This window comes from Citrobacter sp. TBCS-15 (assembly GCF_005280815.1).
Lineage (GTDB): Bacteria > Pseudomonadota > Gammaproteobacteria > Enterobacterales > Enterobacteriaceae > Citrobacter > Citrobacter werkmanii.
Map to the genome: position 1 here is coordinate 618,152 of NZ_SZWK01000101.1, position 24,561 is coordinate 642,712.

At 54.1% G+C, this 24,561-nt stretch carries 22 protein-coding genes and 1 tRNA gene; 11 read left to right on the forward strand and 12 right to left on the reverse strand.

Annotated elements, in window-relative coordinates; translation table 11 throughout:
• Positions 1-6: 6 nt before the first annotated feature.
• From FDW96_RS05990 to ascF, 3 genes are all read right to left on the reverse strand, one after another.
• Positions 7-258, reverse strand: a complete 252-nt coding sequence (locus FDW96_RS05990) for a SymE family type I addiction module toxin (protein WP_042310574.1) — start codon at positions 256-258, stop codon at positions 7-9.
• A gap of 172 nt (positions 259-430) precedes the next feature.
• Positions 431-1,855 carry a 6-phospho-beta-glucosidase gene (locus tag FDW96_RS05995; RefSeq protein WP_137365352.1) on the reverse strand — a complete coding sequence of 475 codons (1,425 nt, stop codon included), beginning with the start codon at positions 1,853-1,855 and terminating at the stop codon, positions 431-433.
• A gap of 22 nt (positions 1,856-1,877) precedes the next feature.
• On the reverse strand, positions 1,878-3,332 hold the full coding sequence (ascF, locus tag FDW96_RS06000) for a PTS cellobiose/arbutin/salicin transporter subunit IIBC (RefSeq protein WP_137365353.1): 1,455 nt from the start codon (positions 3,330-3,332) through the stop codon (positions 1,878-1,880).
• A 264-nt stretch (positions 3,333-3,596) separates the two neighbouring features.
• On the opposite strand from ascF, the gene FDW96_RS06005 reads away from it, so the two are divergent.
• From FDW96_RS06005 to hypF, 3 genes are all read left to right on the forward strand, one after another.
• Positions 3,597-4,610 carry a LacI family DNA-binding transcriptional regulator gene (locus FDW96_RS06005; protein WP_079226091.1) on the forward strand — a complete coding sequence of 338 codons (1,014 nt, stop codon included), beginning with the start codon at positions 3,597-3,599 and terminating at the stop codon, positions 4,608-4,610.
• A 145-nt stretch (positions 4,611-4,755) separates the two neighbouring features.
• Positions 4,756-5,301: an electron transport protein HydN gene (gene hydN / locus FDW96_RS06010; RefSeq protein WP_003037366.1), complete on the forward strand. Its 546-nt coding sequence runs from the start codon at positions 4,756-4,758 to the stop codon at positions 5,299-5,301.
• Between the two features lie 130 nt (positions 5,302-5,431).
• The gene (hypF, locus tag FDW96_RS06015; protein ID WP_137365354.1) at positions 5,432-7,672 is read left to right on the forward strand and encodes a carbamoyltransferase HypF; all 2,241 of its coding nucleotides are present in this window, start codon (positions 5,432-5,434) and stop codon (positions 7,670-7,672) included.
• Positions 7,673-7,812: 140 nt separating this feature from the next.
• Here the strand turns inward: hypF and norW are convergent, their stop codons facing one another.
• Both norW and norV read right to left on the reverse strand, forming a co-directional pair.
• The gene (norW, locus tag FDW96_RS06020) at positions 7,813-8,946 is read right to left on the reverse strand and encodes an NADH:flavorubredoxin reductase NorW (protein ID WP_137365355.1); all 1,134 of its coding nucleotides are present in this window, start codon (positions 8,944-8,946) and stop codon (positions 7,813-7,815) included.
• Positions 8,943-10,391: an anaerobic nitric oxide reductase flavorubredoxin gene (gene norV / locus FDW96_RS06025; protein WP_137365356.1), complete on the reverse strand. Its 1,449-nt coding sequence runs from the start codon at positions 10,389-10,391 to the stop codon at positions 8,943-8,945. The genes norW and norV overlap by 4 nt, the downstream gene beginning before the upstream one ends.
• Positions 10,392-10,578: 187 nt before the next feature.
• Here norV and norR point away from each other — a divergent pair, with 187 nt between their 5' ends.
• Positions 10,579-12,096, forward strand: a complete 1,518-nt coding sequence (gene norR, locus FDW96_RS06030; RefSeq protein ID WP_137365357.1) for a nitric oxide reductase transcriptional regulator NorR — start codon at positions 10,579-10,581, stop codon at positions 12,094-12,096.
• On the opposite strand, the gene gutQ is transcribed toward norR, so the two are convergent.
• From gutQ to srlA, 7 genes are all read right to left on the reverse strand, one after another.
• Positions 12,093-13,058, reverse strand: coding sequence for an arabinose-5-phosphate isomerase GutQ (gutQ, locus tag FDW96_RS06035; protein ID WP_137349499.1), 966 nt, complete (start codon positions 13,056-13,058; stop codon positions 12,093-12,095). The genes norR and gutQ overlap by 4 nt on opposite strands.
• Positions 13,051-13,824, reverse strand: a complete 774-nt coding sequence (locus FDW96_RS06040) for a DNA-binding transcriptional repressor (protein WP_006687181.1) — start codon at positions 13,822-13,824, stop codon at positions 13,051-13,053. The genes gutQ and FDW96_RS06040 overlap by 8 nt, the downstream gene beginning before the upstream one ends.
• A 196-nt stretch (positions 13,825-14,020) precedes the next feature.
• On the reverse strand, positions 14,021-14,380 hold the full coding sequence (gene gutM, locus FDW96_RS06045) for a transcriptional regulator GutM (protein ID WP_137365358.1): 360 nt from the start codon (positions 14,378-14,380) through the stop codon (positions 14,021-14,023).
• Between the two features lie 101 nt (positions 14,381-14,481).
• Complete coding sequence (gene srlD, locus FDW96_RS06050) at positions 14,482-15,261, reverse strand: sorbitol-6-phosphate dehydrogenase (protein ID WP_006687183.1); 780 nt, start codon at positions 15,259-15,261, stop codon at positions 14,482-14,484.
• Between the two features lie 17 nt (positions 15,262-15,278).
• Positions 15,279-15,641, reverse strand: coding sequence for a PTS glucitol/sorbitol transporter subunit IIA (srlB, locus tag FDW96_RS06055; protein WP_042310558.1), 363 nt, complete (start codon positions 15,639-15,641; stop codon positions 15,279-15,281).
• Positions 15,642-15,654: 13 nt separating this feature from the next.
• Positions 15,655-16,626 (reverse strand): PTS glucitol/sorbitol transporter subunit IIB, encoded by a 972-nt coding sequence (locus tag FDW96_RS06060; RefSeq protein WP_042310556.1) that lies wholly within the window; start codon positions 16,624-16,626, stop codon positions 15,655-15,657.
• Complete coding sequence (gene srlA / locus FDW96_RS06065; RefSeq protein WP_003825953.1) at positions 16,623-17,186, reverse strand: PTS glucitol/sorbitol transporter subunit IIC; 564 nt, start codon at positions 17,184-17,186, stop codon at positions 16,623-16,625. The genes FDW96_RS06060 and srlA overlap by 4 nt, the downstream gene beginning before the upstream one ends.
• A gap of 265 nt (positions 17,187-17,451) precedes the next feature.
• On the opposite strand from srlA, the gene mltB reads away from it, so the two are divergent.
• From mltB to FDW96_RS06100, 7 genes are all read left to right on the forward strand, one after another.
• Positions 17,452-18,531 (forward strand): lytic murein transglycosylase B, encoded by a 1,080-nt coding sequence (gene mltB, locus FDW96_RS06070; RefSeq protein WP_038633043.1) that lies wholly within the window; start codon positions 17,452-17,454, stop codon positions 18,529-18,531.
• Between the two features lie 192 nt (positions 18,532-18,723).
• Positions 18,724-19,221, forward strand: coding sequence for a nicotinamide-nucleotide amidase (pncC, locus tag FDW96_RS06075; protein WP_137365359.1), 498 nt, complete (start codon positions 18,724-18,726; stop codon positions 19,219-19,221).
• Positions 19,222-19,313: 92 nt separating this feature from the next.
• Positions 19,314-20,378, forward strand: coding sequence for a recombinase RecA (gene recA, locus FDW96_RS06080; RefSeq protein WP_042310549.1), 1,065 nt, complete (start codon positions 19,314-19,316; stop codon positions 20,376-20,378).
• A gap of 73 nt (positions 20,379-20,451) precedes the next feature.
• The gene (recX, locus tag FDW96_RS06085) at positions 20,452-20,952 is read left to right on the forward strand and encodes a recombination regulator RecX (protein ID WP_061382321.1); all 501 of its coding nucleotides are present in this window, start codon (positions 20,452-20,454) and stop codon (positions 20,950-20,952) included.
• A gap of 127 nt (positions 20,953-21,079) precedes the next feature.
• On the forward strand, positions 21,080-23,707 hold the full coding sequence (gene alaS / locus FDW96_RS06090; protein WP_042310544.1) for an alanine--tRNA ligase: 2,628 nt from the start codon (positions 21,080-21,082) through the stop codon (positions 23,705-23,707).
• Between the two features lie 238 nt (positions 23,708-23,945).
• Entirely contained in the window at positions 23,946-24,131 is a 186-nt protein-coding gene (gene csrA, locus FDW96_RS06095) for a carbon storage regulator CsrA (RefSeq protein ID WP_000906486.1), read from the forward strand.
• A gap of 336 nt (positions 24,132-24,467) precedes the next feature.
• Positions 24,468-24,560 (forward strand) — tRNA-Ser (locus FDW96_RS06100).
• The last annotated feature ends 1 nt before the right edge of the window (position 24,561 follow it).

Below are 24,561 nucleotides of genomic sequence, written 5' to 3' on the forward strand. Positions count from 1 at the left end.
TGAGCCTCACACTCTCTGTTCTTCCGTTGCCTGCTCAATAATTAATTTCCCCTGCATCACCGAAACATTCACTGCCGTCCCGGTAGGGAATCCCGCTTGTTCCAGCCAGTCGCCGTTCAGCGTTAGCGAGGCATGCCGACTGATACGGAGCGTGAAACCCGTGTTACGATCTTCATGGCGTTTTCTGACATAACCCACTTTCAAACGACGTACGGGTTTGGTGATAGCCACTGCTGTTGTGCCATTTTCATCAGACATGAACGCTTCCTTGTGGTGAACGGATAAGAGCAAAAACTACTGAATAAAATGCCAGTAAAAATGCGCAAGGGCAAACCGGAAACTGGAAGGAAGATTCCACATTTGGAATGCAATTCATGAAATGAAAATAAGCGATTCAGCCGGAGGATTACAGACTCCTCCGGCTGAGCGGTTACGCCAGATCGGCCCCGTTACTGGCGATCACTTTTTTGTACCACCAGAATGATTTTTTTCGGGTACGCGCCAGCGTGCCGTGGCCCGCATCGTCCCTGTCTACATACACAAAACCGTAACGCTTGCTCATCTCGCCGGTTGAGGCGGAAACCAGATCGATACAGCCCCAGGTGGTGTAACCCATTAGCTGCACACCATCCTCAATGGCATCAGCCATGGCGCGGATGTGTTCGCGTAGATAGCGAATGCGATAGTCGTCATTGATCTCGCCATTGGCATCGATTTCATCTTTCGCCCCCAGTCCGTTTTCCACCAGAAACAGCGGCTTCTGATAACGGTCATACATCATATTCATGGTGATGCGCAGGCCAAGCGGATCGATACCCCAGCCCCATTCGCTGGCGGCAATGTACGGATTACGCAGTGATTTCACTACGTTGGCAGCGCTGGTGTTGCCAGTGTTCATGTCAGCGGAGGCGCAGCGTGATGCGTAATAGCTAAACGAGACAAAATCGACGGTGTTCTTCAGGATGTCGTCATCTTCCGCGGCTTTTTCTATCGCCACGCCTTTTTCACGAAACACCCGGGCGGAGTAGGCGGGATAAGCCCCACGCGCCTGCACATCAATAAAGAACAGGTTTTCGCGGTCTTTTTCCAGCGCGGTCCACACATCTTCTGGTTTACAGGAATAAGGATAAAAATTACCGCCCGCCAGCATGCAGCCGACCCGATTTTGCGGATTTACTTCATGGGCGATTTTCGTCGCCAGGGCACTGGCAATCAGTTCGTGGTGGGCGGACTGATATTTCACCTGATCCTGATTTTCACCTTTTTCAAACACCAGCCCGGCGCCTGAAAAGGGGCTGTGCAGCATGATGTTGATTTCGTTGAACGTCAGCCAGTACTTCACTTGGCCGTCAAAGGCCTCGAAGCAGGTGCGGGCGTAACGGGTAAAGAACTCCACCATTTTGCGGTTCCGCCAGGAGCCGTACTCGGTAACCAGGTGCATGGGCACATCGAAGTGACATAGCGTGACTAACGGCTCAATACCGTATTTTTTACACTCGGCAAAAACGGCCCGGTAAAAAGCGATACCTTCTTCATTAGGCGCCAGTTCGTCGCCGTTAGGGTAGAGACGACTCCAGGCTATTGAGGTGCGAAAAACCGTAAACCCCATTTCCGCCATCAGCGCAATATCTTCTTTATAGCGATGATAAAAGTCGATCGCCTGATGGCTGGGATAAAATTCGTCATCCTGAAGCGTAAAGCGCTTCTCCTGACCCAGCTTAACGGGCATCCGATGTTCGCCGTGGGGGATCATATCGACGGTGGTCAGCCCTTTGCCGCCTTCCCGGTATGCCCCTTCAGACTGGTTGGCGGCCAGCGCGCCGCCCCATAAAAATCCTTGCGGAAAAACAGACATAGTTAACCTCAGTTCATGCCAGTCAAATGCTGGCTCCATTGACATTGCCCGGTTGTGCGGCCTGATTTTTTCTGGCCTGCGCGGCAGCATCTTCGACAGGAATATCTTCAAAGCCGAGAATCAGTGTTAATACAAAGGAAAGCACGACCGCCAGCGCCATCACGCCAAACACCCAGACAATGGTCATCGGATTAGCCGGATCGAAAAACTGGACGCTGGTGAACAGACCGGGGGCCGCCATGGAATGACTCGCCAGTCCAGCCATGCCGGCAACGGCGCCGCAAATAAACCCGCTGATTAGGCTCGCAATCAGTGGGCGTTTCAGACGGATCGCCACGCCGTACAGCGCGGGTTCGGAAATGCCAGCCATGATGGCTGACGCGGCGGCCGCTAACGCCGTCTGACGCAGTTCCGGGTTTTTGGTTTTCCATGCCACCGCCAGCGATGAACCACCCAGCGACAGATTGGCGCCGATTTCAGACGGCATCACCATGCCTTCTTTACCGGTTTCGGCAATGGTCTGGATAATGGTGGGCGTAAACACGCGGTGCATACCCGTCATCACCAGCAGCGGCCACAATGCGCCCATAATGGCGACCGACAGCCAGCCGAGATAGCCGTGAATGGTATAGACCAGCGCTGAAATTGCGCTACCGATCCAGATACCAATCGGACCGATTAAAACGATCGCGAGCGGGGCGGCGATCAGCACGATCAGCATCGGTTTGAGGAAGTTTTTGGTCACTGCCGGAGTGATACGATCCACCCAACGTTCGATGTATGACAGACACCAGGTCATGACCAGTGCCGGGATCACTGTGTAGGTATATTTCACCGCCGTCACCGGGATCAGGGCGAACTCAACGTGCTCACCCTGCGCGGCTTTTGCCATCAGATCGATAAAGCTGGGATGGACCAGCACACCCGCAATAGCAATTGCCAGCGACATGTTGGTTTTGAATTTGATGGCTGCCGAAGCGGCGACCATCAGCGGCAGGAAGAAAAATGCGCCGTCGCCGATAACGGTCAGAATGGTGAGGGTGGACGATCCTTTCACCAGCACGCCGGTCATTTCCAGAACCATTGCCAGCAACTTGAGCATTGATCCACCGATAATTGCCGGGATCAGCGGTGACATCGTGCCGATCAGCGCATCGAGGATCCCCGCGCCAATCCGTTTCAGCGTCAGCCGGGGTTTGGTTTGCGGCTCAGCAGGCTGCATGTTGGCAGGTAGCAGGCTGACAACTTCGCGATACGCCTGCGAAACGGTGTTGCCGATGATCACCTGACACTGATTATCGTTACGTACTACGCCCAGCACGCCAGGAAGTGTTTTCAGTGTCGCGCTATCGACCTGCGCATCATCTTTGATAACGAAACGCAAACGGGTCATACAGTGAGTCACTGCTGTGATGTTGTCGACGCCTCCCAGAGCCGTCACAACGGAGCGCGCCAGCGCTGCATAATTCTTGGACATCGGATTTAATCCTGTTTTATCAGTAGGGTACGTTATGTTTTTATCCGTTTGCGCAGGTCGCGTTTCTGAGTTGATGAAACTCAAATAGGAAACCGGTTCCACAAAAGAATGTTTAATTTATAATTTTTAAACAAGATTTAAATTTTATTATTTTTATAATCGTGATGATGATCACCAGATGTCAGGCGCCGCGTTTTAGCAGCAAGGACAGCGGCGAAACGGTGCAGTACACTGCGTCACATTAAGAGAAAAGGGATGACTACTATGACCACTATGCTGGAAGTGGCGAAGCGGGCCGGGGTGTCGAAAGCGACGGTTTCCCGGGTGCTTTCCGGGAACGGTTACGTCAGCCAGGAAACCAAAGACCGTGTGTTTCAGGCCATTGAAGAGAGTGGTTACCGCCCTAATTTACTGGCGCGCAGTCTGGCAGCGAAGACCTCGCAAACGCTGGGTCTGGTGGTGACCAACACTCTTTATCATGGCGTCTATTTCAGCGAGCTGCTGTTTCACACCGCGCGGATGGCGGAGGATAAGGGGCGCCAGTTGTTGCTGGCTGATGGTAAGCATAGCGCAGAGGAAGAGCGTCAGGCGATCCAGTACTTACTCGACCTGCGCTGTGACGCGATTATGATTTATCCGCGTTTTCTCAGCGTGGATGAAATAGACGAGATCATTGACGCGCACACCCAGCCGATTATGGTGCTTAACCGACAGCTGCGTAAAAACAGTAGCCACAGCGTCTGGTGCGATCAAAAACAAACCAGCTTTAACGCCGTTGCGCAGTTGATTGCCGCCGGGCACCAGGAGATTGGTTTTATTACCGGCTCGATGGATTCACCTACCGGCGTGGAACGACTCTCAGGCTATAAAGACGCGCTGGCTGCGCATGGCATTCCGCTAAATAATGATTTGATTGTCAAAGGAAAATGGACGCCAGCCTGCGGTGCGGCGGGCGTTGATACCTTGCTTGCACGCAAGGTCAATTTTACCGCGCTGGTGGCCAGCAATGATGATATGGCGATAGGCGCGATGAAGCAGCTGCATGAGCAGGGTATCCGCGTGCCTGCCCAGGTGTCGGTGATTGGTTTCGATGATATCGCCATCGCGCCATACACTATTCCGGCGCTTTCCAGCGTCAAAATTCCGGTGACGGAAATGATCCAGGAAACGATCGGCCGCCTGATATTTATGCTGGGCGATGGAGTATTTACACCGCCAAAAATCTTCATCGGGGAACTCATTCAGCGCGACTCTGTTGCGCCGTATGTTTCGCGCTGACGGCTGTCATTTGTCATCGTCACTAGTGACGATGACACACCATTCTCACATCCATCAAAATAAAAATCCTTTAATAACAGTATATTAAAATTTGGCACGATTCGTGAATGCTTCGGCAGATAATCTGTCATTGCTGGAGAAATTGATGAACCGTTTCATCATTGCAGACGCCAATAAATGCATTGGTTGCCGTACCTGTGAAGTGGCCTGCGTGGTATCCCATCAGGATAACCAGGACTGCGCATCGCTGACCCCTGAAACCTTTTTACCCCGCATTCACGTCATCAAAGGCGTTAACGTCTCCACGGCAACGCTGTGCCGCCAGTGTGAAGACGCGCCGTGCGCTAACGTCTGTCCGAACGGAGCAATCAGCCGTGATAAAGGCTTTGTCCACGTGATGCAGGAACGCTGCATTGGCTGTAAAACCTGCGTGGTGGCGTGTCCTTATGGGGCAATGGAAGTTGTCGTGCGTCCGGTTGTGCGTAACAGCGGCGCGGGCCTGAACGTTCGTGCAGAAAAAGCCGAAGCCAACAAGTGCGACCTGTGCCACCACCGTGAAGCGGGTCCTGCCTGTATGGAAGTCTGCCCGACTCACGCGCTGATTTATGTGGATCGCAATAAGCTTGAGCAACTGAGCGCTGAAAAACGCCGTCGCGCGGCGCTGGATTCCACCGCATCTTTGCTGTTCTGATCGCTAAAAATCCGCGTAAAATACGTGCCTGATGGCGCGCAGCTTTAAGGCCTACACGGGAGTCATGTAGGCCGGATAAGGCGCAGCCGCCATCCGGCAAACCGGGATAGATGACTGCGGGAAGGACATAATGACAATCAACAACCACTCCGGCGTACAACTGCGTATTCGCGGTAAGGTACAGGGCGTCGGCTTTCGCCCCTTCGTCTGGCAACTGGCGCAGCGCCTGCAACTGCATGGCGACGTGTGCAACGACGGTGACGGTGTGGTGGTGCGCTTACAGGAAGATCCGGCGGAGTTTATTGCGCAATTGCATCAACATTGTCCGCCGCTGGCGCGCATTGATAGCATTGAGAGCGAACCATTCGCCTGGACGCAGCAGCCTGCCGATTTCTCGATTCGCCAAAGTGCAGGCGGTACGATGAATACGCAAATTGTCCCGGACGCCGCGACTTGTCCCGAATGCCTTGTTGAAATGAACACCCCCGGCGAACGTCGTTATCGCTACCCCTTCATCAACTGTACTCATTGTGGTCCACGTTTTACGATTATCCGCGCCATGCCGTACGACCGTCCGTTTACCGTGATGGCGTCCTTCCCTCTCTGTGCGCAATGCGATACAGAGTATCGCGATCCCTACGACCGTCGCTTTCACGCCCAACCTGTTGCCTGCCCGCAATGTGGCCCACATCTTGAGTGGTTAAGCGCGGGTGAGCGAGCGGAAAAAGAAGAGGCGCTGCAGGCGGCGGTGGCGTTGCTAAAAGCGGGCGGCATTGTCGCGGTGAAAGGTATTGGCGGTTTTCATCTGGTCTGCGATGCGCGAAATGATGGCGCCGTGGCGCTGCTTCGCTTGCGTAAGCATCGCCCGGCTAAACCGTTGGCGGTGATGTTGCCTGCTGACGACGGATTGCCTGAAGCCGCACGTCGTCTGTTAACCACTCCTGCCGCGCCGATCGTGCTGGTGCAGAAACGCTGTGTAGCGGCACTGAGCGAGGGAATTGCGCCAGGGTTAACGGAAGTTGGCGTCATGTTGCCAGCGAATCCGTTGCAGCATCTCCTGTTACAAGAGATGAATTGCCCGCTGGTAATGACCTCCGGCAACCTCAGCGGCAGGCCGCCAGCCATTACCAACGCGCAGGCGCTGGCAGATTTACGCGAGATTGCCGACGGTTTCCTGCTGCATAACCGCGAAATTGTGCAGCGTATGGATGACTCCGTGGTGCGTGAAAGCGGGGAAATGCTGCGCCGTTCGCGGGGTTACGTGCCGGATGCGGTCGCACTGCCGCCGGGTTTTCGTGACGTGCCGCCGATGCTGTGTTTAGGCGCGGATCTAAAAAATACCTTCTGTCTGGTGCGTGGCGAACAGGCGGTTATCAGTCAGCATTTGGGCGATCTCAGTGATGACGGCATCCAGCAGCAGTGGCGTGATGCGCTGCACCTGATCCAGAACATTTATGACTTTACGCCACAGCGTATTGTTCATGATGCTCACCCCGGCTATGTTTCCAGCCAGTGGGCCAGTGAGATGAATCTGCCGACCGAAACGGTGCTGCATCACCATGCGCATGCCGCTGCGAGCCTTGCCGAGCACGGTTGGCCGCTGGACGGTGGCGACGTTATCGCTCTGACGTTAGACGGTATCGGCATGGGTGAAAACGGCGCGCTGTGGGGCGGAGAGTGTTTGCGGGTCAACTATCGTGAATGCGAACACCTGGGTGGCTTACCCGCGGTCGCGCTGGCGGGCGGCGATCTGGCGGCAAAGCAGCCGTGGCGTAACCTGCTCGCGCAGTGTCTGCGTTTTGTCCCTGACTGGCAGCGTTACCCGGAAACATCGGCGCTGCAACAGCAAAACTGGAACGTGCTGGCACGCGCCATTGAGCGGGGGATCAATGCGCCGCTGGCGTCATCGTGCGGACGGCTGTTTGATGCCGTTGCCGCCGCGCTCCAGTGCGCTCCGACTTCATTGAGTTATGAAGGCGAGGCCGCCTGCGCGCTGGAGGCGTTGGCCTCGCAATGTGATGGTGTTGAGCATCCGGTAACCATCCCGTTGCAAGGTAATGAACTTGACCTGGCTGTGTTTTGGCAGCAATGGCTGAACTGGCAGGGGGCGCCTGCAGCAAGGGCGTGGGCGTTTCATGATGCGCTGGCGAGTGGGTTTGCCACGCTGATGCGTGAGCAGGCCGAAGCGCGTGGTGTTAAGACGTTAGTATTCAGCGGTGGCGTGATGCATAACCGTTTGTTGTCATCGCGGCTGGCATTTTATCTGGCTGATTTCACCTTACTGTTTCCGCAGCGTTTACCTGCGGGGGATGGGGGATTATCGCTGGGGCAGGGCGTGATTACCGCGGCGCGCTGGTTGGCGCAAAAATAAAAAAAGCCCCGGGACTGGCGGGGCAAGAAAAACATGTCGGGGCATACCGACAAGTGGCAACGCACGTCCATGTGCGTGAGGTTAATAAATCAGTAGCGGCATTGCCGGATAAGGCGCGGCAGCCATCCGGCATCACAAACTTACACGGGCAACGTTTTCAGCAGCGTAAAGGCCTCTTTCATTCGGTCTTCACTGACCACAAACGCACATAGCTGGCCTTCTTCGTTCATTCCTCTGGCCACCATACCTTGCGCTTCAGCGGCAATATGCCAGTTCAGATCGCGACGCTGGGTTTCCCCTGCCAGATGTAATGGCAGTTCCGGCGTTTTAACTTTTACCAGCATGGCAGGCAGCTTCAATGGCGCATTGCCGCCGAGCAGGTTTTTCGCCAGATACATGGCGCTCAGTTGAATCGGCTGCAGGAACGGCAGGACCTGACCATTAATTTCCGCACAGTCGCCGAGCGCATAAATGTCCGGGTGGCTGGTTTGCAGATAGCTGTCGACGCAGACGCCACGATTGATGTTCAATCCGGCGCGACGGGCCAGCGCTGTTTCCGCGCGCAGACCGGTTGCGGCGATCACCGTATCGACTTCTACGCTGCGGCTGCGATCGAGCGTGGCGCGAATACCCGATTCAGTTTTTTCCAGACCCTGAAGCTGGGATTTCAGCAGCAGATGCACATCCATATCGGTCAGACGATGCTGTAAGCGACTGCTGACTTCCGGTGGCATCAGCGAGGCGAGAATGCTGGCGGCGTTGTCGATAAGCGTTACCGCTTTACCGGCACGGCAGAAATCCATCGCCAGCTCACTGCCAATCAAACCACCGCCGACAATGAGTACCCGCTGGGCATCACGCAGTTGCGTTTCACAGGCGCGGTATTCTTGCTGGCTGTTCAGTGTGAGCATTAACTCACGTCCGGTAACTGGAGGCACAAAGGCTGAAGCCCCCGTAGCCAGAACCAGCTTGTCATACTGCCACTGTTGGTCCTGACTTTTCACGATGTGAGCATCAGCGTCGATGTCGGTCACCCAGGTGTATGGGAACAGGCGCAAGTTAAACTGTTCGGCAAACTCCCCCGCCGACTGGCGGGTGAGGTCGTCTGCACGCTGTGCCTGACTGATAACGTGGCTGAGATCGGGCTTGTTGTACTCATCCATGCTGTCAGCGGCAATCAGGGTCAACGGAACAGTTGCATCCTGTTTACGGATATTTTTGACTAACTGGCGGGCGGCGAAGCCCGAACCAATAATGACAATTTCGCGGCTCATTTTGCCTCCGTTGCCAGTACGTCGAAGACGTCTTTACCTAATGAACATTCCGGGCACAGGAAGTTATCCGGCACGTCGCTCCATGGGGTACCTGGCGCGACATCCTGCAACGGTTCACCTTTTGCTGGATCGTAAATCCACTGACACACGCTGCACTGCATGCTTGGGCCAAGGTCAGCGGCAGCCGCAGCGGCACAGGCGCACTCTTCTTCTTTGGTTGCCGCTTTCACCACCGTTTCCGGCAGCGGAGCAAGCGCCCACTGACGTGCAATTTCACGACCATGCTGACGACACAGTTCCAGCGCATCCAGATCCGGACGCCATTTCGCCTTCAGGCTCAGCGACATCTCAAAACCCGCATCCTGTAAGCGGGTGGACAGGCGGTCTACTGCGCCGCCGCTCCAGCCGTGAGAACCAAAGGCGCTGGCGCGTTTGTTACGAAAACGCAGGCCGGTCATCTCTTCCACCAGTCCGGCGATTTTCGGCATCATCACGTTGTTCATGGTGGAAGTACCGACCAGCACGCCTTTAGAGCGGAAGACGTTGGTCAGGACTTCGTTTTTGTCGCTACGGGCGACGTTAAAGATTTTCACCGCCACGTTCGGGTCAACTTCGTTGATGCCCTGGGCAATGGCGTCCGCCATCATGCGGGTGTTGTTGGACATGGTGTCGTAGAAGATGGTGATGCGGTCTTCCTGATAATCCGCCGCCCATTTCAGGTACAGCTCAACGATCTGCGTTGGGTTTTCGCGCCATACCACACCGTGAGAAGTCGCAATCATATCCACCGGCAGGTTGAAGCCGAGGATTTCAGTGATTTTCGGCGTCACCAGACGGCTGAACGGGGTCAGGATGTTGGCGTAGTAGCGTTGGCATTGTTCGAACAGTTCGGTCTGGTCAACTTCGTCGTTGAACAGGCGTTCGTCGCAGTAATGCTGGCCGAAGGCGTCGTTACTGAACAGTACCGCATCGCCGGTCATGTAGGTCATCATGCTGTCAGGCCAGTGCAGCATTGGCGTTTCAACAAAGATCAGCTGTTTGCCGTTGCCGATGTCCAGAGAATCACCGGTTTTCACCACGTTGAAGTTCCACTCCGGATGATGGTGGTGGCCGGTGATGGAATCAATTGCGTTAGCGGTGCAGTAAATTGGCGTGTCCGGGATGCAGGACATCAGTTCGGTCAGCGCTCCGGCGTGGTCTTCTTCTGCGTGGTTAATGATGATGTAGTCGATATCCGCGAGGTCAATTTCACTGCGCAGGTTCTGCACGAATTCACGGCTAAACTTATGGTCTACTGTATCGATCAGCACGTTTTTTTCTTCACGGATGAGATAGCTGTTGTAGCTGCTGCCGCGCAGCGTTTTGTATTCAGTGCCGTGGAAATCACGCACTTCCCAGTCACGTTGGCCAACCCAATGAATGTTATTTTTAACCAGAATAGACATAGCAACCTCAATTAATTCAGCGTTTTTCTAAAAAGATATTTTGTTAATTGCAGGTTGCGTGCCAACTTTTTAATTGTTTGATTTTTAATAATTTATTATTTGCTTCCTATAAATTTGTAGTCAAAATGACTGTTTGTTTCATTGTCGATATGACAATATGAATTGTCAAAATGACAATGAGGTTGCCATGAGCTTTTCAGTAGATGTGCTGGCGGGTATCGCCATTGAATTACAAAGCGGTATCGGACATCAGGACCGTTTTCAGCGCCTGATCACTACCTTGCGCCAGGTGCTGGAGTGCGACGCATCGGCACTGCTGCGCTACGAGTCACGACAGTTTATCCCGCTGGCTATCGATGGCCTGGCGCAGGATGTTCTGGGCCGCCGCTTCACGCTGGAGGGACATCCGCGGCTGGAGGCGATTGCCCGCGCCGGGGACGTGGTACGTTTTCCTGCCGACAGCGATCTGCCCGATCCTTATGACGGGTTAATCCCGGGTCAGGAGAGCCTGAAGGTCCATGCCTGCATTGGGTTGCCGTTGTTTGCCGGACAAAATCTGATTGGTGCGTTAACGCTGGATGGCATGGAGCCCGATCAGTTCGATGTCTTCAGCGATGAAGAGCTGAGGCTGATTGCCGCCCTGGCGGCGGGGGCGCTGAGTAATGCGTTGCTGATTGAACAACTGGAAAGCCAGAATATGCTGCCGGGTTCGTCGACGGCTTTCGAGCAGGTGACGGAAACCCAGATGATTGGTCTGTCGCCCAATATGATGCAGTTGAAAAAAGAGATTGAGATTGTTGCAGGGTCCGATCTCAACGTATTGATCAGCGGCGAAACCGGGACCGGGAAGGAGCTGGTAGCCAAAGCTATCCATGAAGGTTCGCCGCGTGCGGTGAATCCGCTGGTGTATCTCAACTGCGCGGCGTTGCCCGAAAGCGTGGCGGAAAGTGAACTTTTTGGTCACGTAAAAGGGGCTTTTACCGGGGCTATCAGTAATCGTAGCGGTAAGTTTGAAATGGCGGATAACGGCACGCTGTTTCTCGACGAGATTGGCGAACTCTCGCTGGCGCTGCAGGCCAAGCTGCTGCGCGTATTGCAGTATGGCGATATTCAGCGCGTAGGGGACGATCGCAGCCTGCGCGTTGACGTGCGCGTACTGGCGGCGACCAATCGTGATTTACGCGAAGAGGTGCTGGCGGGGAATTTTCGCGCAGATCTGTTTCATCGCCTGAGCGTTTTTCCCCTTTCCGTGCCGCCACTGCGTGAGCGCGGCGAAGATGTAGTGCTGCTGGCAGGCTATTTTTGCGAGCAATGTCGGCTGCGGCTGGGACTTTCCCGCGTGGTGTTAAGCCCCGGCGCGCGTAATCATCTACTGAGTTACGGCTGGCCCGGAAACGTGCGCGAGCTGGAACATGCCATTCATCGGGCGGTTGTGCTGGCAAGGGCTACCCGGGCAGGGGATGAGGTGGTGCTGGAGGCACAGCATTTTGCCTTGCAGGATGAAAGCCCTGTACCGCAGCCGGACGTCGTGGCAGAGATCCCGCAGCATCACAATTTGCGTGAGGCAACGGAGTCATTTCAGCGCGAGATGATCCGCCGGGCCCTGGCGCAAAATAATCACAATTGGGCGGCAAGCGCGCGGACGCTGGAAACAGACGTCGCCAACCTGCACCGGCTGGCGAAACGCCTGGGGCTGAAGGATTAGATAATACCGGCCTGATAGAAATCCTGCAGGTTGATAGCACCGGTGAGTTTCCCGTTTTCATCTACCACCGGTGCGGCAGTGATTTTGCGTTTCATCAGGATCTCTTTGGCGTCAATCGCGCGGCTCTGCGCCTGCAGCGTAATGCCATTATGGGTCATTGCTTCGCTAACCTGCGTGGTGAGCGCGCCGCCGCCAACCAGCCAGCGGCGCAGGTCGCCGTCGGTAAAGACGCCTTTCACCAGCGACGCATCGTCACAAACAGCCACCAGACCAAGGCCTGTGCGGCTCAGCTCCAGCATCGCGTCCATGACGCTGGTGGTCAGAGTCACCTGCGGAATGGCATCGTCACGGCGCATCAGATGATGCACTTTATTTAACAGACGAGCGCCCAGCGCGCCAGCCGGATGCGAGCGGGCAAAATCTTCTTCGTTAAAGCCGCGCGCCTGCATCACGGCGATTGCGAGCGCGTCGCCCATCATCAGCGTGTTCACGGTGCTGGAGGTCGGCGCCAGGCGCATCGGGCAGGCTTCACGTTCAACAGAAATATCCAGCACGGCTTTGGCCGCCAGGCCCAGCGGCGAAGTCGGTTTTCCGGTCATTGCCAGCAGGGCGACGGATTTGTCTTCCAGGCGCGGGATGATGAGATCCAGCTCTTTTGCGCCGCCGGAGTAAGAGATAAACAGCATCACGTCGCGGCTTTCAATCATCCCTAAGTCGCCGTGCAGGGCTTCAGCGGGATGCACAAAAAAGGCTGGGGTGCCGGTACTGGCGAGGGTCGCAGCAATTTTTTTGCCAATATGGCCTGATTTGCCAATCCCGGAGACAATGACTTTGCCTTCACAGTGCATGATCGTATTGGCGGCGCGGACAAAATCATCGCCCAGTCGCTCTGGCAGTCGGCTGGCTTCCTGTAGTTCCAGCATTAACGTCTGACGGCCCGCGTTCAGTAGTGCATCACTCATTGGTTTCTCCGGTTATGATTACTTCAATCCCTTTTGCTTCCAGCGCCTGACGAAATGCAGGGTCGATACCCGCATCGGTAATCAGCTTGTCGACGCTTTCCAGACTGCACACAACATTAGGGCTTTTACGCCCAAATTTTGAGGAGTCGGCCATCAGAATCACTTCGCGAGCGGCATTGCACATCGCTTTACTGACGCTAAACACCTCATTAAAGGTGGTCACGCCGGCATTGAGATCAATGCCGTCGGTACCCATGAAGAGTTTATCAAAGCTGAATTGCTCAAAGGCGTTTTCTGCCAGCTGACCGTGAAATGACGCAGATTTTTTGCGAAAGGTCCCGCCGGGCATCAGGATGGTTTGCTCGTTGTCCAGCTCCGAAAGGGCGTTAACAATGTGCAGACTGTTGGTCATGACGGTGATGTTGCTAAAGCGGGTAAGCATCGGCACCATCTGCAATACGGTGCTGCCCGCATCCAGAATGATGGAATCGCCATCATGGATATAACGGACGGCGGCTTCGGCAATCTGCTCTTTTTTATGCGTGTTGATTAGCGTTTTGTGATCGATAGGCGGATCGGATTCGTCTTTATTTAACACCACGCCGCCATAGGTACGAATGACGGTTCCGGCATTTTCCAGAATGACCAGGTCTTTGCGAATGGTTGTGCCGGTCGTGTCAAAGTAGTGGGCCAGTTCTTCAACCGAGCATTTTCCCTGCTTTTGCAGGTGCTCCAGTATGGCAGCCTGACGCTGACGAGGTTTCATAGGCGTGATTACCCTGACTTATATTTACCCGTCATACTTCAAGCTGCATGTGCGTTGGCTTTACTCGCTCACCCCAGTCACGTACTTATGTACGCTCCTGGGGATTCGCTGCGTCGCCGCCTTCCTGCAACTCGAATTATTTAGGGTATAGGTTGCAAAATGATAATTTCGCAAGCTATTAGCATTCACAACGAAATTACCCATGTTTCAGTTTAAGCGCCAATGATAGTGCATTCTGCGCTAATGGATCATGGGGAAAGATCACATCAGGCTGTAAATCATCAAGATGTTTGCCCATTATCGTGGCAATTTTTCCGGGTCTGGCGAATACCGTCAGACCTTTCATAAATAACGTATCGGTAACCCGCTGCTGCTCATCAAGCGCAATGGCGACGACCACGCGCGGTTTAAACCGTCCGCCGGAACGACCTACGCCAACCCGGCCCTGCTGGCAGAGTTTGTCAAACGCCTGGTTAAAGTGGGATATTTGCCAGCCGCCGAGCGCCAGTTGCAGGCACCAGGCGATAGCGGCGACGGTGATCAGTGCGGAAACCATAATGCGCCCCTTTGATTTTGCCGGATGGCGGCTGCGCCGAATCCGGTCGACATAATATTCGTAGGCCCGGTAAGCACAGCTCCACCGGGCAATCATACCTCTTAGAACATCACCTGACCGCCGGTGACGTTAATCGATTGTCCGGTGCAGTAAGAGGCTTTCGAACTGGCATAAAACAGCAGCATGTTCAGCACGTCCTGATAATCGCAGCCGCGTTTGAGCGGAACCTTATCAATGTAATACTGCTCGACTTCATCCGGCTTAAGGCCCAATTTGGTTGCATATTGCGGCAATAATGACTGAAACATAGGTGATTTCAACAGGTTGCCGAGCATCAGCGAATGGACGGTAATACCGTATTCCGCCAGATCCAGCGCCAGCGATTGGGTTAAACCCACGCCGCCGAATTTTGCCGCGCTGTAGCCCGAATTGTGTTTACTGCCTACTTTCCCTGATTTGGAGTTGATCTGGATAATGCGTCCCTGAACGCCATCGCGGATCATCAGGCGTGAGAATTCACGGGCGCAGAGGAAGTAACCGACCAAATTCACCTGCAGCGAGCGGTCGAAATCCCCAAGCTGAAAATCGCTGATAAACGCGGCTTTAGCGATACCTGCGCTGTAAACCAGCAGGTCGACGCGACCGAATATTTCATCCACTCCGCGTGACAGTGCCAGCACGCTCTGTTCGCTGGTGGCATCAGCGCCAAAACCGTACGCTGTGCCTGCGCCAAACTCGGCGTTAATCTCCTGCGCGACGTTTGCGGCTTTATCACTTTGAATATCCACCACCGCGACGCGGTATCCTTCTGTCGCAAGCCCACGGCAAAGGAATGCCCCCAGGGTCTGACCTCCACCAATGACAACGGCAACCTGATTCATCTTTTTCTCCTTCAATCTTAAGCAACAAACTTCAAAATACAGCCCGGCGCGATATCGTCCGGTACAGGGCCCGCCACATGTACGGTGCCTGGGAATTCCGCTTCACTGAGCCCGTCAAAACGTAGGGTGATATGCCCCAGTTCACGTAAGTTCTGTTCCGCCACGCTGCCAACGGCGGTGACCGGGTAGTGATGCTGGCCTAGCTCAAACTGGAGCCCAGCTTGCAAAGCGCCATTCAGCTCTCCGTGGCAATGGATGAAGCAAAACTCTTCGATATCCGCTGGCGCACCTTCACGAAAGGTGATCAACATCTGGTCGCAAAGTGCGTCCGGGGCGCTCTGTCCGATACGGGTGATGGTGGTTTGATAAATCACGGTCATTTTTGAGTGCCTCTTATTGGTAAATAAAGCCGGATACAAACCAGGCGATGAGAACGGTAGGCGCGCCGGTCAGGAAGCGGCTTACCAGGACTGATGGCACACCGACGCGGACCGTGTCCTGACGCGCTTCGGCCAGCGATAATCCCACCGGAATAAAATCGCATGCCGCTTGCGCATTAATGGCAAACAGGGCCGGTAGCGCCAGATGGGGAGGGATGTTCCCCAGGCCAATCTGTACGCCGATCAGCACCCCGATAACCTGGGCGATGACCGCACCAGGGCCGAGGAAAGGCGACAACAGCGGGAAAGAGCAAATCAGCGCCAGCGTCACCAGTCCCAGCGGGTGGCTGGCGAGCGGTGCGAGTCCATGGGCTATCCAGTCTCCCAGACCAGAAGCCATGATGATGCCGATCAGCGCTGAGACGAACGCCATAAACGGCAGAATGGTTTTCAGAACGGTATCAATAGTGTCGCGACCGGCCTGGAACAGGACAGCAACGGCCGATCCCATGCCCATCCCAACTTTTGCCAACAGACCATCGCTTTGTTCAGTAATCTTTTTACTGGTGTCGTAATCGCGACCGATAGTGCTGCTTGCAGGCTGCGGCGCAGCGGATGCTTCCCCGACAACCGTGATGTTTTCTTCTTTCACGCCAGAGACATAGATATCTTCAACAATGTACTGGGCCAGCGGACCGGATTTCCCCGTGGCGTGAATATTTATCGTGGGTATGCGACGTTTGGGATAGATCCCACAGCGTAGCGTTCCGCCGCAATCGATGATCGCCACAGCAATTTCATTCTCCGGCGGTTCGCCCTCTTTGAAACCATCAACGGCCTGCCAACCGGTCAGGTTCGCCAGCTTGTCGACAATCGCAGGGCGAGTCCCGGCAGTGATATAGACAATCTTTTTGCCTGGTACGGCATCCAGTTCAAGCGGGCCGCCCCAGCCGCCGGTGCCTTTTTCAATACGAATACGCGTCATGATGTTGCTCCCGCCAGATGAACTTTCTGCTCAAGTTGAATGCCCATTTTTTTCTCAAAAATGGCGGTGGTGAAATCGGTCACCCAGCCGCGGAAGAAGTTGGTCACCAGTCCGACCAGCAAATAGCTCACCGCCAGCGGGCCAAGCGGAAGGCCCAGCGTCGTCAGGCCGCTGGCGATACCCAGATAGACAAACAGCTCGCCGGGGTTGATGTGCGGGAATAAGCCATTCATGGAATGGCAGCTATAAGAGGCCGCTGCGTAATAGCTGGGCTTGTACTTTTCTGGCATAAAGCGGCCCAGGCTCAACGTCATCGGATTACAAAACACAAATGTGCCGATGCACGGCAGCAGCAGATAGCGGGACAGTGGGTTTCCGGCGCAGCGCTGGGCAAAACGTTCAATACGCTGCTGGCCGATAAAGTTAATCAGCGCATTCATGATGACCAGCAGGCTAATCAGTAGGGGAAGAATACCGGTCACCATGCCGGTAAACACCTCTCCGCCTTTCTGGAACAGCCCGATAAACCACTCAGCACCGAGTGTGATGGTGTCGATCATTATTCTCTCCTGTAGGGGTTTTTAGTTATCTTGCCAAACGGAAACTAATTTTAATCAGATTGAAAGATTTAAAAGTGTTATTTTGATCTCAAAATGAAAGATAAATATTTTAATGTGAAAGTTATTGCGTAAGCGCTCGCAAATATGACGGTCGGAAGTGCAAGAGGCGGGAAATTCTGTGAAGCAGAGCGACTACTGCTTCCTTGTATGGCGGAGGATGCTTTACCATACTTCTCCCAGGCTGAATTTGTTTAATGGATGTCTCATGTTCAAGCGTCGTTATGTAGCGTTACTTCCCCTTTTCGTATTGCTTGCTGCCTGTAGCAGCAAACCTAAACCTTCAGAGACTCAAACGACTACGGGTACGCCATCCGGCGGTTTCCTGCTTGAGCCACAGCATAATGTCATGCTAACGGGCGGCGATTTTGCCAATAACCCGAACGCGCAACAGTTCATCGAGAAGATGGTGAACAAGCACGGCTTTGACCGTCAGCAGTTGCAGGAGATCCTGTCGCAGGCCAAGCGCCTGGATTCGGTATTGCGTCTGATGGATCGTCAGGCGCCGACGACGCAACCGCCAGCCGGACCTAACGGCGCATGGCTGCGTTATCGCAAACAATTCATCACCCCGGACAACGTACAAAACGGCGTAGCCTTCTGGAATCAATATGAAGATGCCCTGAACCGCGCGTGGCAGGTCTACGGCGTTCCTCCGGAAATTATCGTCGGCATTATTGGCGTGGAGACGCGCTGGGGCCGCGTGATGGGCAAAACGCGAATTCTGGATGCGCTGGCGACGCTGTCCTTTAATTATCCTCGTCGTGCGGAATACTTCTCTGGCGAACTGGAAACTTTCCTGTTGATGGCGCGAGATGAAAGTGATGATCCGCTCGATTTGAAAGGTTCCTTCGCCGGTGCGATGGGCTACGGCCAGTTTATGCCGTCTTCCTATAAAGAATATGCGGTCGATTTCAATGGCGATGGACACATTAACTTGTGGGATCCGGTAGATGCCATCGGTAGCGTGGCGAACTATTTTAAAGGCCATGGCTGGGTAAAAGGCGATACGGTCGCGGTGCCGGCGAATGGTCAGGCGCCTGGGCTGGCGAACGGCTTTAAAACCCAGTACAGCATTTCACAGCTTGCCGCCGCGGGTCTGACGCCGCAGCAGTCGTTGGGGAATCATCAGCAGGCCAGCCTGCTGCGCCTGGACATTGGCACCGGTTATCAGTACTGGTACGGACTGCCGAACTTCTACACTATCACCCGCTACAACCACAGTACCCACTACGCGATGGCCGTGTGGCAACTGGGTCAGGCGGTAGCGCTGGCGCGCGTACAGTAATCGCTCCAACCGGCCTACAGTAAGATATTGCTTGTAGGCCGGATAAGATGCTCTGACATCGCCATCCGGCAGGTCTTATTTTGCAACGGATCAATTTTTGGAATCCCCCTCGTAAAACGTTCTCCTCATCCCCACATTGGTTGTGAAAGTGCTATCTTGTCCGGCATATTTTTTTAACTGACAGAGGCTGAAATGACCGACAGTGAACTGATGCAGTTAAGTGAGCAGGTTGGCCTGGCGCTGAAAGTGCGCGGGGCTACCGTTACGACAGCGGAATCCTGCACCGGCGGCTGGGTGGCCAAAGCCATTACGGATATTGCTGGCAGCTCCGCCTGGTTTGAACGCGGGTTCGTGACTTACAGCAACGAGGCCAAAGCGCAGATGATTGGCGTGCGCGAAGAGACGCTGGCCCAGCATGGCGCGGTGAGTGAGCCGGTGGTCGTGGAAATGGCGATTGGCGCGCTAAAGGCGGCACGCGCGGACTTTGCTGTATCGATCAGCGGTATTGCGGGGCCGGATGGCGGAAGTGAAGACAAGCCCGTGGGTACGGTGTGGTTTGCCTTCGCCAGCGCAAGCGGCGAGGGCGTGACGCGCAGGGAATGCTTCAGCGGCGATCGCGATGCGGTACGTCGGCAGGCGACTGCCTATGCGTTACAAACCCTGTGGCAACAATTTCTACAAAACACTTGATACTGTATGAGCATACAGTATAATTGCCTCAACAGAACATTATCTTTCACGTTTCGCGGTTTAAACCGAAAGCGGCATGACAGGAGTAATTAATGGCTATCGACGAAAACAAACAGAAAGCGTTGGCGGCAGCGCTGGGTCAGATCGAAAAGCAATTCGGTAAAGGCTCCATCATGCGCCTGGGTGAAGACCGTTCCATGGATGTGGAAACTATCTCCACCGGTTCGCTTTCTCTGGATATCGCACTGGGCGCGGGCGGTTTGCCAATGGGCCGTATCGTCGAAATCTACGGGCCTGAATCTTCCGGTAAAACGACGCTGACTCTGCAGGTTATTGCCGCCGCTCAGCGCGAAGGTAAAACCTGTGCGTTCATTGATGCGGAACACGCGTTGGATCCCGTCTATGCCCGTAAGCTTGGCGTTGATATCGACAACCTGCTGTGTTCCCAGCCGGATACCGGTGAACAAGCGCTGGAAATCTGTGATGCGCTGGCGCGTTCCGGCGCGGTTGACGTTATCGTTGTCGACTCCGTAGCGGCGCTGACGCCGAAAGCGGAAATCGAAGGCGAGATTGGCGACTCTCACATGGGTCTTGCGGCGCGTATGATGAGCCAGGCGATGCGTAAGCTGGCCGGTAACCTGAAGCAGTCCAACACGCTGCTGATTTTCATCAACCAGATCCGTATGAAGATTGGCGTGATGTTCGGTAACCCGGAAACCACCACCGGTGGTAACGCGCTGAAATTCTATGCCTCCGTTCGCCTGGACATTCGCCGTATCGGCGCAGTGAAAGAGGGCGACAACGTGGTCGGTAGCGAAACCCGCGTTAAGGTCGTGAAAAACAAAATCGCCGCGCCGTTTAAACAGGCTGAATTCCAGATTCTGTACGGTGAAGGTATCAACTTCTATGGCGAACTGGTTGATCTGGGCGTGAAAGAGAAGCTGATTGAGAAAGCCGGTGCATGGTACAGCTATAACGGTGAGAAAATCGGTCAGGGTAAAGCGAATGCGACCAACTGGCTGAAAGAAAACCCGGCAACCGCAAAAGAAATTGAGAAGAAATTGCGCGAGTTACTGCTCAATAACCAGGATTCAACGCCAGATTTCTCCGTTGATGACGGTGGTGCAGACGTAGCAGAAACGAACGAAGATTTCTGATAATCTGTTTTACATCGCATAATAGTAAAGGGCTGCATATCATGCAGCCCTTTTGCATTTCTGAAGGTTTACTATGACAGATGCAACTTCCCGCCGATCCGCTTATTCCCGACTGCTTGACCGCGCCGTGCGTATTCTGGCAATGCGCGATCACAGCGAGCAGGAACTGCGGCGTAAGCTGGCCGCGCCGGTGATGGGTAAACATGGACCGGAAGACATTGATGCTTCTGCGGAGGATTACGACAAGGTCATTGCCTGGTGTATTGAAAGTCGCTATCTGGATGATGACCGCTTCGTACAGCAGTTTATCGCCAGCCGTAGCCGTAAAGGCTATGGGCCTGCGCGCGTGCGGCAGGAACTCAGCCAGAAAGGGATCTCGCGTGAGGCTATCGAGCGCGCCATGCGCGAGTGTGAAATTGACTGGGCAGTACTTGCGCGCGAGCAGGCAATCCGGAAATACGGTGAACCTTTACCTGTGGATTTTTCAGATAAGGTAAAGGTCCAGCGTTTTTTGCTCTATCGTGGCTATCTGATGGAAGATATTCAGGCAATATGGCGAAATTTTGACGATTGAGCGCATACGGGATTTTACTTCCCAGTAAAGAAAACTTATCTTATTCCCACTTTTCGATTGCCAGAGGCGCAGTTTGCTGCCGATGCTGGTAATGACATTTCGTTAGCTTGATTTCTTCAGGATAATTATGAGCAAGAGCACCGCTGAGATCCGTCAGGCGTTTCTCGATTTTTTCCATAGTAAAGGACATCAGGTAGTTGCCAGCAGCTCCCTGGTACCGAACAATGACCCTACTTTGTTGTTTACCAACGCCGGGATGAACCAGTTCAAGGATGTTTTCCTTGGCCTCGACAAGCGTAATTATTCCCGCGCAACCACCTCGCAGCGTTGTGTACGTGCGGGCGGTAAGCACAACGACCTGGAAAACGTCGGTTACACTGCACGTCACCACACCTTCTTCGAAATGCTGGGCAACTTCAGCTTCGGCGATTATTTCAAACACGACGCCATTCAATTCGCATGGGAACTGCTGACCGGTGAAAACTGGTTTGCCCTGCCAAAAGAGCGTCTGTGGGTCACCGTCTATGAAACTGACGATGAAGCCTATGAAATCTGGGAAAAAGAAGTTGGTATTCCGCGCGAGCGTATCATCCGCATTGGTGATAACAAAGGCGCGGCCTATGCATCCGATAACTTCTGGCAGATGGGGGACACCGGTCCTTGCGGTCCGTGTACCGAAATTTTCTACGATCACGGCGACCACATTTGGGGCGGCCCTCCGGGAAGCGCAGAAGAAGATGGCGATCGCTACATTGAGATCTGGAACATCGTCTTTATGCAGTTCAACCGTCAGGCTGACGGCACCATGGAACCGCTGCCGAAGCCGTCCGTGGATACCGGTATGGGTCTGGAGCGTATTGCGGCCGTGCTGCAACACGTTAACTCCAACTATGAAATTGACCTGTTCCGCTCACTGATTGAATCCGTAGCGAAAGTTACCGGTGCGACCGATCTGAGCAATAAATCGCTGCGCGTCATCGCCGACCATATCCGTTCCTGTGCATTCCTGATTGCCGATGGCGTTGTCCCATCGAATGAAAACCGTGGCTATGTGCTGCGCCGTATCATTCGCCGCGCGGTACGTCATGGCAACATGCTGGGCGCGAAGGATACCTTCTTCTACAAGCTGGTTGGTCCGCTGGTGGAAGTCATGGGGTCAGCAGGTGAAGAACTGCAGCGTCAACAGGCTATGGTTGAGCAGGTTCTGAAAACCGAAGAAGAACAGTTCGCGCGTACGCTGGAGCGTGGTCTGGCACTGTTGGACGAAGAACTGGCAAAACTGACCGGTGATACGCTGGATGGCGAAACCGCCTTCCGTCTGTATGACACCTACGGCTTCCCGGTTGACCTGACGGCAGACGTTTGCCGCGAGCGCAACATCAAGGTTGACGAAGCGGGCTTTGAAGCCGCAATGGAAGAACAGCGCCGTCGTGCGCGTGAAGCCAGCGGCTTTGGCGCAGACTACAATGCGATGATTCGTGTTGATGGCGCTTCAGAATTTAAAGGGTATGAGCATCTTGAGCTGAACGGCAAAGTGACTGCGCTGTTTGTCGATGGTAAAGCGGTAGACGCCATTAACGCCGGTCAGGACGCTGTTGTTGTACTGGATCAGACGCCGTTCTATGCGGAATCTGGTGGTCAGGTTGGCGACAAGGGCGAACTGAAAGGTGCGGGCTTTGCGTTTGCCGTGAGCGACACGCAAAAATATGGCCAGGCGATTGGTCATATCGGCAAACTGTCTGCGGGTTCTCTGAAAATTGGCGATGCAGTGCAGGCTGATGTGGATGAAGCTCGTCGTGCGCGTATCCGTTTGAATCACTCCGCAACGCACCTGATGCACGCGGCGCTGCGCCAGGTATTGGGCACCCATGTGGCACAGAAAGGCTCGCTGGTTAACGATAAAGTGCTGCGTTTCGACTTCTCTCATACCGAAGCCATGAAGCCTGCGGAAATCCGTGCCGTTGAAGATCTGGTGAATGCGCAAATTCGTCGCAACCTGCCGATTGAAACGAACATCATGGATCTGGAAGCGGCGAAAGCCAAAGGCGCAATGGCGCTGTTTGGCGAGAAATATGATGATCACGTGCGCGTTCTGAGTATGGGCGATTTCTCCACCGAACTGTGTGGCGGTACTCACGCCAGCCGTACGGGGGATATCGGTCTGTTCCGCATTGTGTCTGAGTCAGGCACGGCGGCGGGCGTTCGTCGTATCGAAGCCGTAACCGGTGAAGGCGCTATCCAAACCGTGCATGCTGAGAGCGACCGCTTAAGCGATATCGCGCAGCTGCTGAAAGGCGATAGCCAGAATATAGGTGATAAAGTGCGTTCTGTACTGGAACGTACGCGTCAACTCGAAAAAGAATTGCAGCAATTGAAGGAACAGGCTGCGGCGCAGGAGAGTGCAAATCTCTCCAGCAAAGCGGTTGATATCAACGGCGTGAAGCTGCTGGTCAGTGAACTCGCGGACGTTGAGCCGAAAATGTTGCGTACCATGGTTGATGATCTGAAAAATCAACTGGGGTCTACCGTTATCGTTCTGGCAACGGTAGTTGAAGGTAAGGTTTCTCTGATTGCTGGTGTGTCTAAGGATGTGACAGACCGTGTGAAAGCAGGGGAGCTGGTTGGTATGGTCGCTCAGCAGGTAGGCGGTAAGGGTGGCGGTCGTCCGGACATGGCGCAAGCCGGTGGTACGGATGCAGCGGCTCTGCCTGCAGCGTTAGCCAGTGTGAAAGGCTGGGTCAGCGCAAAACTGTAATAACTATAAGCGTAAGTCGACGCTGCGGGCTTCAATCCGCAGCGTTTGCATCAACGCTATCGACAACGATAAAGTCAGGTTGAAGTTGTGTATATCGGCTAAACTTAGGTTTAACAGAATGTGATGCCGTGACTGCTTACACTTAGGTGTTTGTCATCGCTTACTTTTTGGCGTTATATGATGGATAATGCCGGGATACAGAGAGACCCGACTCTTTTAATCTTTCAAGGAGCAAAGAATGCTGATTCTGACTCGTCGAGTTGGTGAGACCCTCATGATAGGCGATGAGGTCACCGTGACAGTTTTAGGGGTGAAGGGCAACCAGGTACGCATTGGCGTAAACGCCCCGAAAGAAGTTTCTGTCCATCGTGAAGAGATCTACCAGCGTATCCAGGCTGAAAAATCCCAGCAGTCCAGTTACTAAGGTTTTCGCGTCTCACCTTTCTGGTGAGGCGCAACCTGATTGAGTTGTCTTCTTTCTTCGCTTTTCTGCTTCATTCCCTCGTTTTCTCGTTTCCCATACGCATATTGTCGTTCCCGGCGAATTTTCTGTTTCTTCATTGCCGGCAGGAAACTGCCAATTTATCTGTTGATAAAACACTCTTTTTGCCGTTTTTGCAGACTAATTGCGCGTGAAATGTGCAAACGATAAAAGCTCTGGAAAAATTGTTTGACTTATAAGTCCCAGAAAGTAATATGTGCGCCACGCAGCGACGATGAGCAGAAACAAGTTCTTCGAAGCACTCGCAAGAGGCGTGTTGGTGAGGTGGCCGAGAGGCTGAAGGCGCTCCCCTGCTAAGGGAGTATGCGGTCAAAAGCTGCATCCGGGGTTCGAATCCCCGCCTCACCGCCAT

Bases quoted from the DNA above. Each gene is read 5' to 3' on its own strand.
- FDW96_RS05990 (WP_042310574.1), bottom strand. From the start codon at position 258: ATGTCTGATGAAAATGGCACAACAGCAGTGGCTATCACCAAACCCGTA.
- FDW96_RS05995 (WP_137365352.1), bottom strand. From the start codon at position 1,855: ATGTCTGTTTTTCCGCAAGGATTTTTATGGGGCGGCGCGCTGGCCGCC.
- ascF (WP_137365353.1), bottom strand. From the start codon at position 3,332: ATGTCCAAGAATTATGCAGCGCTGGCGCGCTCCGTTGTGACGGCTCTG.
- FDW96_RS06005 (WP_079226091.1), top strand. From the start codon at position 3,597: ATGACCACTATGCTGGAAGTGGCGAAGCGGGCCGGGGTGTCGAAAGCG.
- hydN (WP_003037366.1), top strand. From the start codon at position 4,756: ATGAACCGTTTCATCATTGCAGACGCCAATAAATGCATTGGTTGCCGT.
- hypF (WP_137365354.1), top strand. From the start codon at position 5,432: ATGACAATCAACAACCACTCCGGCGTACAACTGCGTATTCGCGGTAAG.
- norW (WP_137365355.1), bottom strand. From the start codon at position 8,946: ATGAGCCGCGAAATTGTCATTATTGGTTCGGGCTTCGCCGCCCGCCAG.
- norV (WP_137365356.1), bottom strand. From the start codon at position 10,391: ATGTCTATTCTGGTTAAAAATAACATTCATTGGGTTGGCCAACGTGAC.
- norR (WP_137365357.1), top strand. From the start codon at position 10,579: ATGAGCTTTTCAGTAGATGTGCTGGCGGGTATCGCCATTGAATTACAA.
- gutQ (WP_137349499.1), bottom strand. From the start codon at position 13,058: ATGAGTGATGCACTACTGAACGCGGGCCGTCAGACGTTAATGCTGGAA.
- FDW96_RS06040 (WP_006687181.1), bottom strand. From the start codon at position 13,824: ATGAAACCTCGTCAGCGTCAGGCTGCCATACTGGAGCACCTGCAAAAG.
- gutM (WP_137365358.1), bottom strand. From the start codon at position 14,380: ATGGTTTCCGCACTGATCACCGTCGCCGCTATCGCCTGGTGCCTGCAA.
- srlD (WP_006687183.1), bottom strand. From the start codon at position 15,261: ATGAATCAGGTTGCCGTTGTCATTGGTGGAGGTCAGACCCTGGGGGCA.
- srlB (WP_042310558.1), bottom strand. From the start codon at position 15,641: ATGACCGTGATTTATCAAACCACCATCACCCGTATCGGACAGAGCGCC.
- FDW96_RS06060 (WP_042310556.1), bottom strand. From the start codon at position 16,626: ATGACGCGTATTCGTATTGAAAAAGGCACCGGCGGCTGGGGCGGCCCG.
- srlA (WP_003825953.1), bottom strand. From the start codon at position 17,186: ATGATCGACACCATCACACTCGGTGCTGAGTGGTTTATCGGGCTGTTC.
- mltB (WP_038633043.1), top strand. From the start codon at position 17,452: ATGTTCAAGCGTCGTTATGTAGCGTTACTTCCCCTTTTCGTATTGCTT.
- pncC (WP_137365359.1), top strand. From the start codon at position 18,724: ATGACCGACAGTGAACTGATGCAGTTAAGTGAGCAGGTTGGCCTGGCG.
- recA (WP_042310549.1), top strand. From the start codon at position 19,314: ATGGCTATCGACGAAAACAAACAGAAAGCGTTGGCGGCAGCGCTGGGT.
- recX (WP_061382321.1), top strand. From the start codon at position 20,452: ATGACAGATGCAACTTCCCGCCGATCCGCTTATTCCCGACTGCTTGAC.
- alaS (WP_042310544.1), top strand. From the start codon at position 21,080: ATGAGCAAGAGCACCGCTGAGATCCGTCAGGCGTTTCTCGATTTTTTC.
- csrA (WP_000906486.1), top strand. From the start codon at position 23,946: ATGCTGATTCTGACTCGTCGAGTTGGTGAGACCCTCATGATAGGCGAT.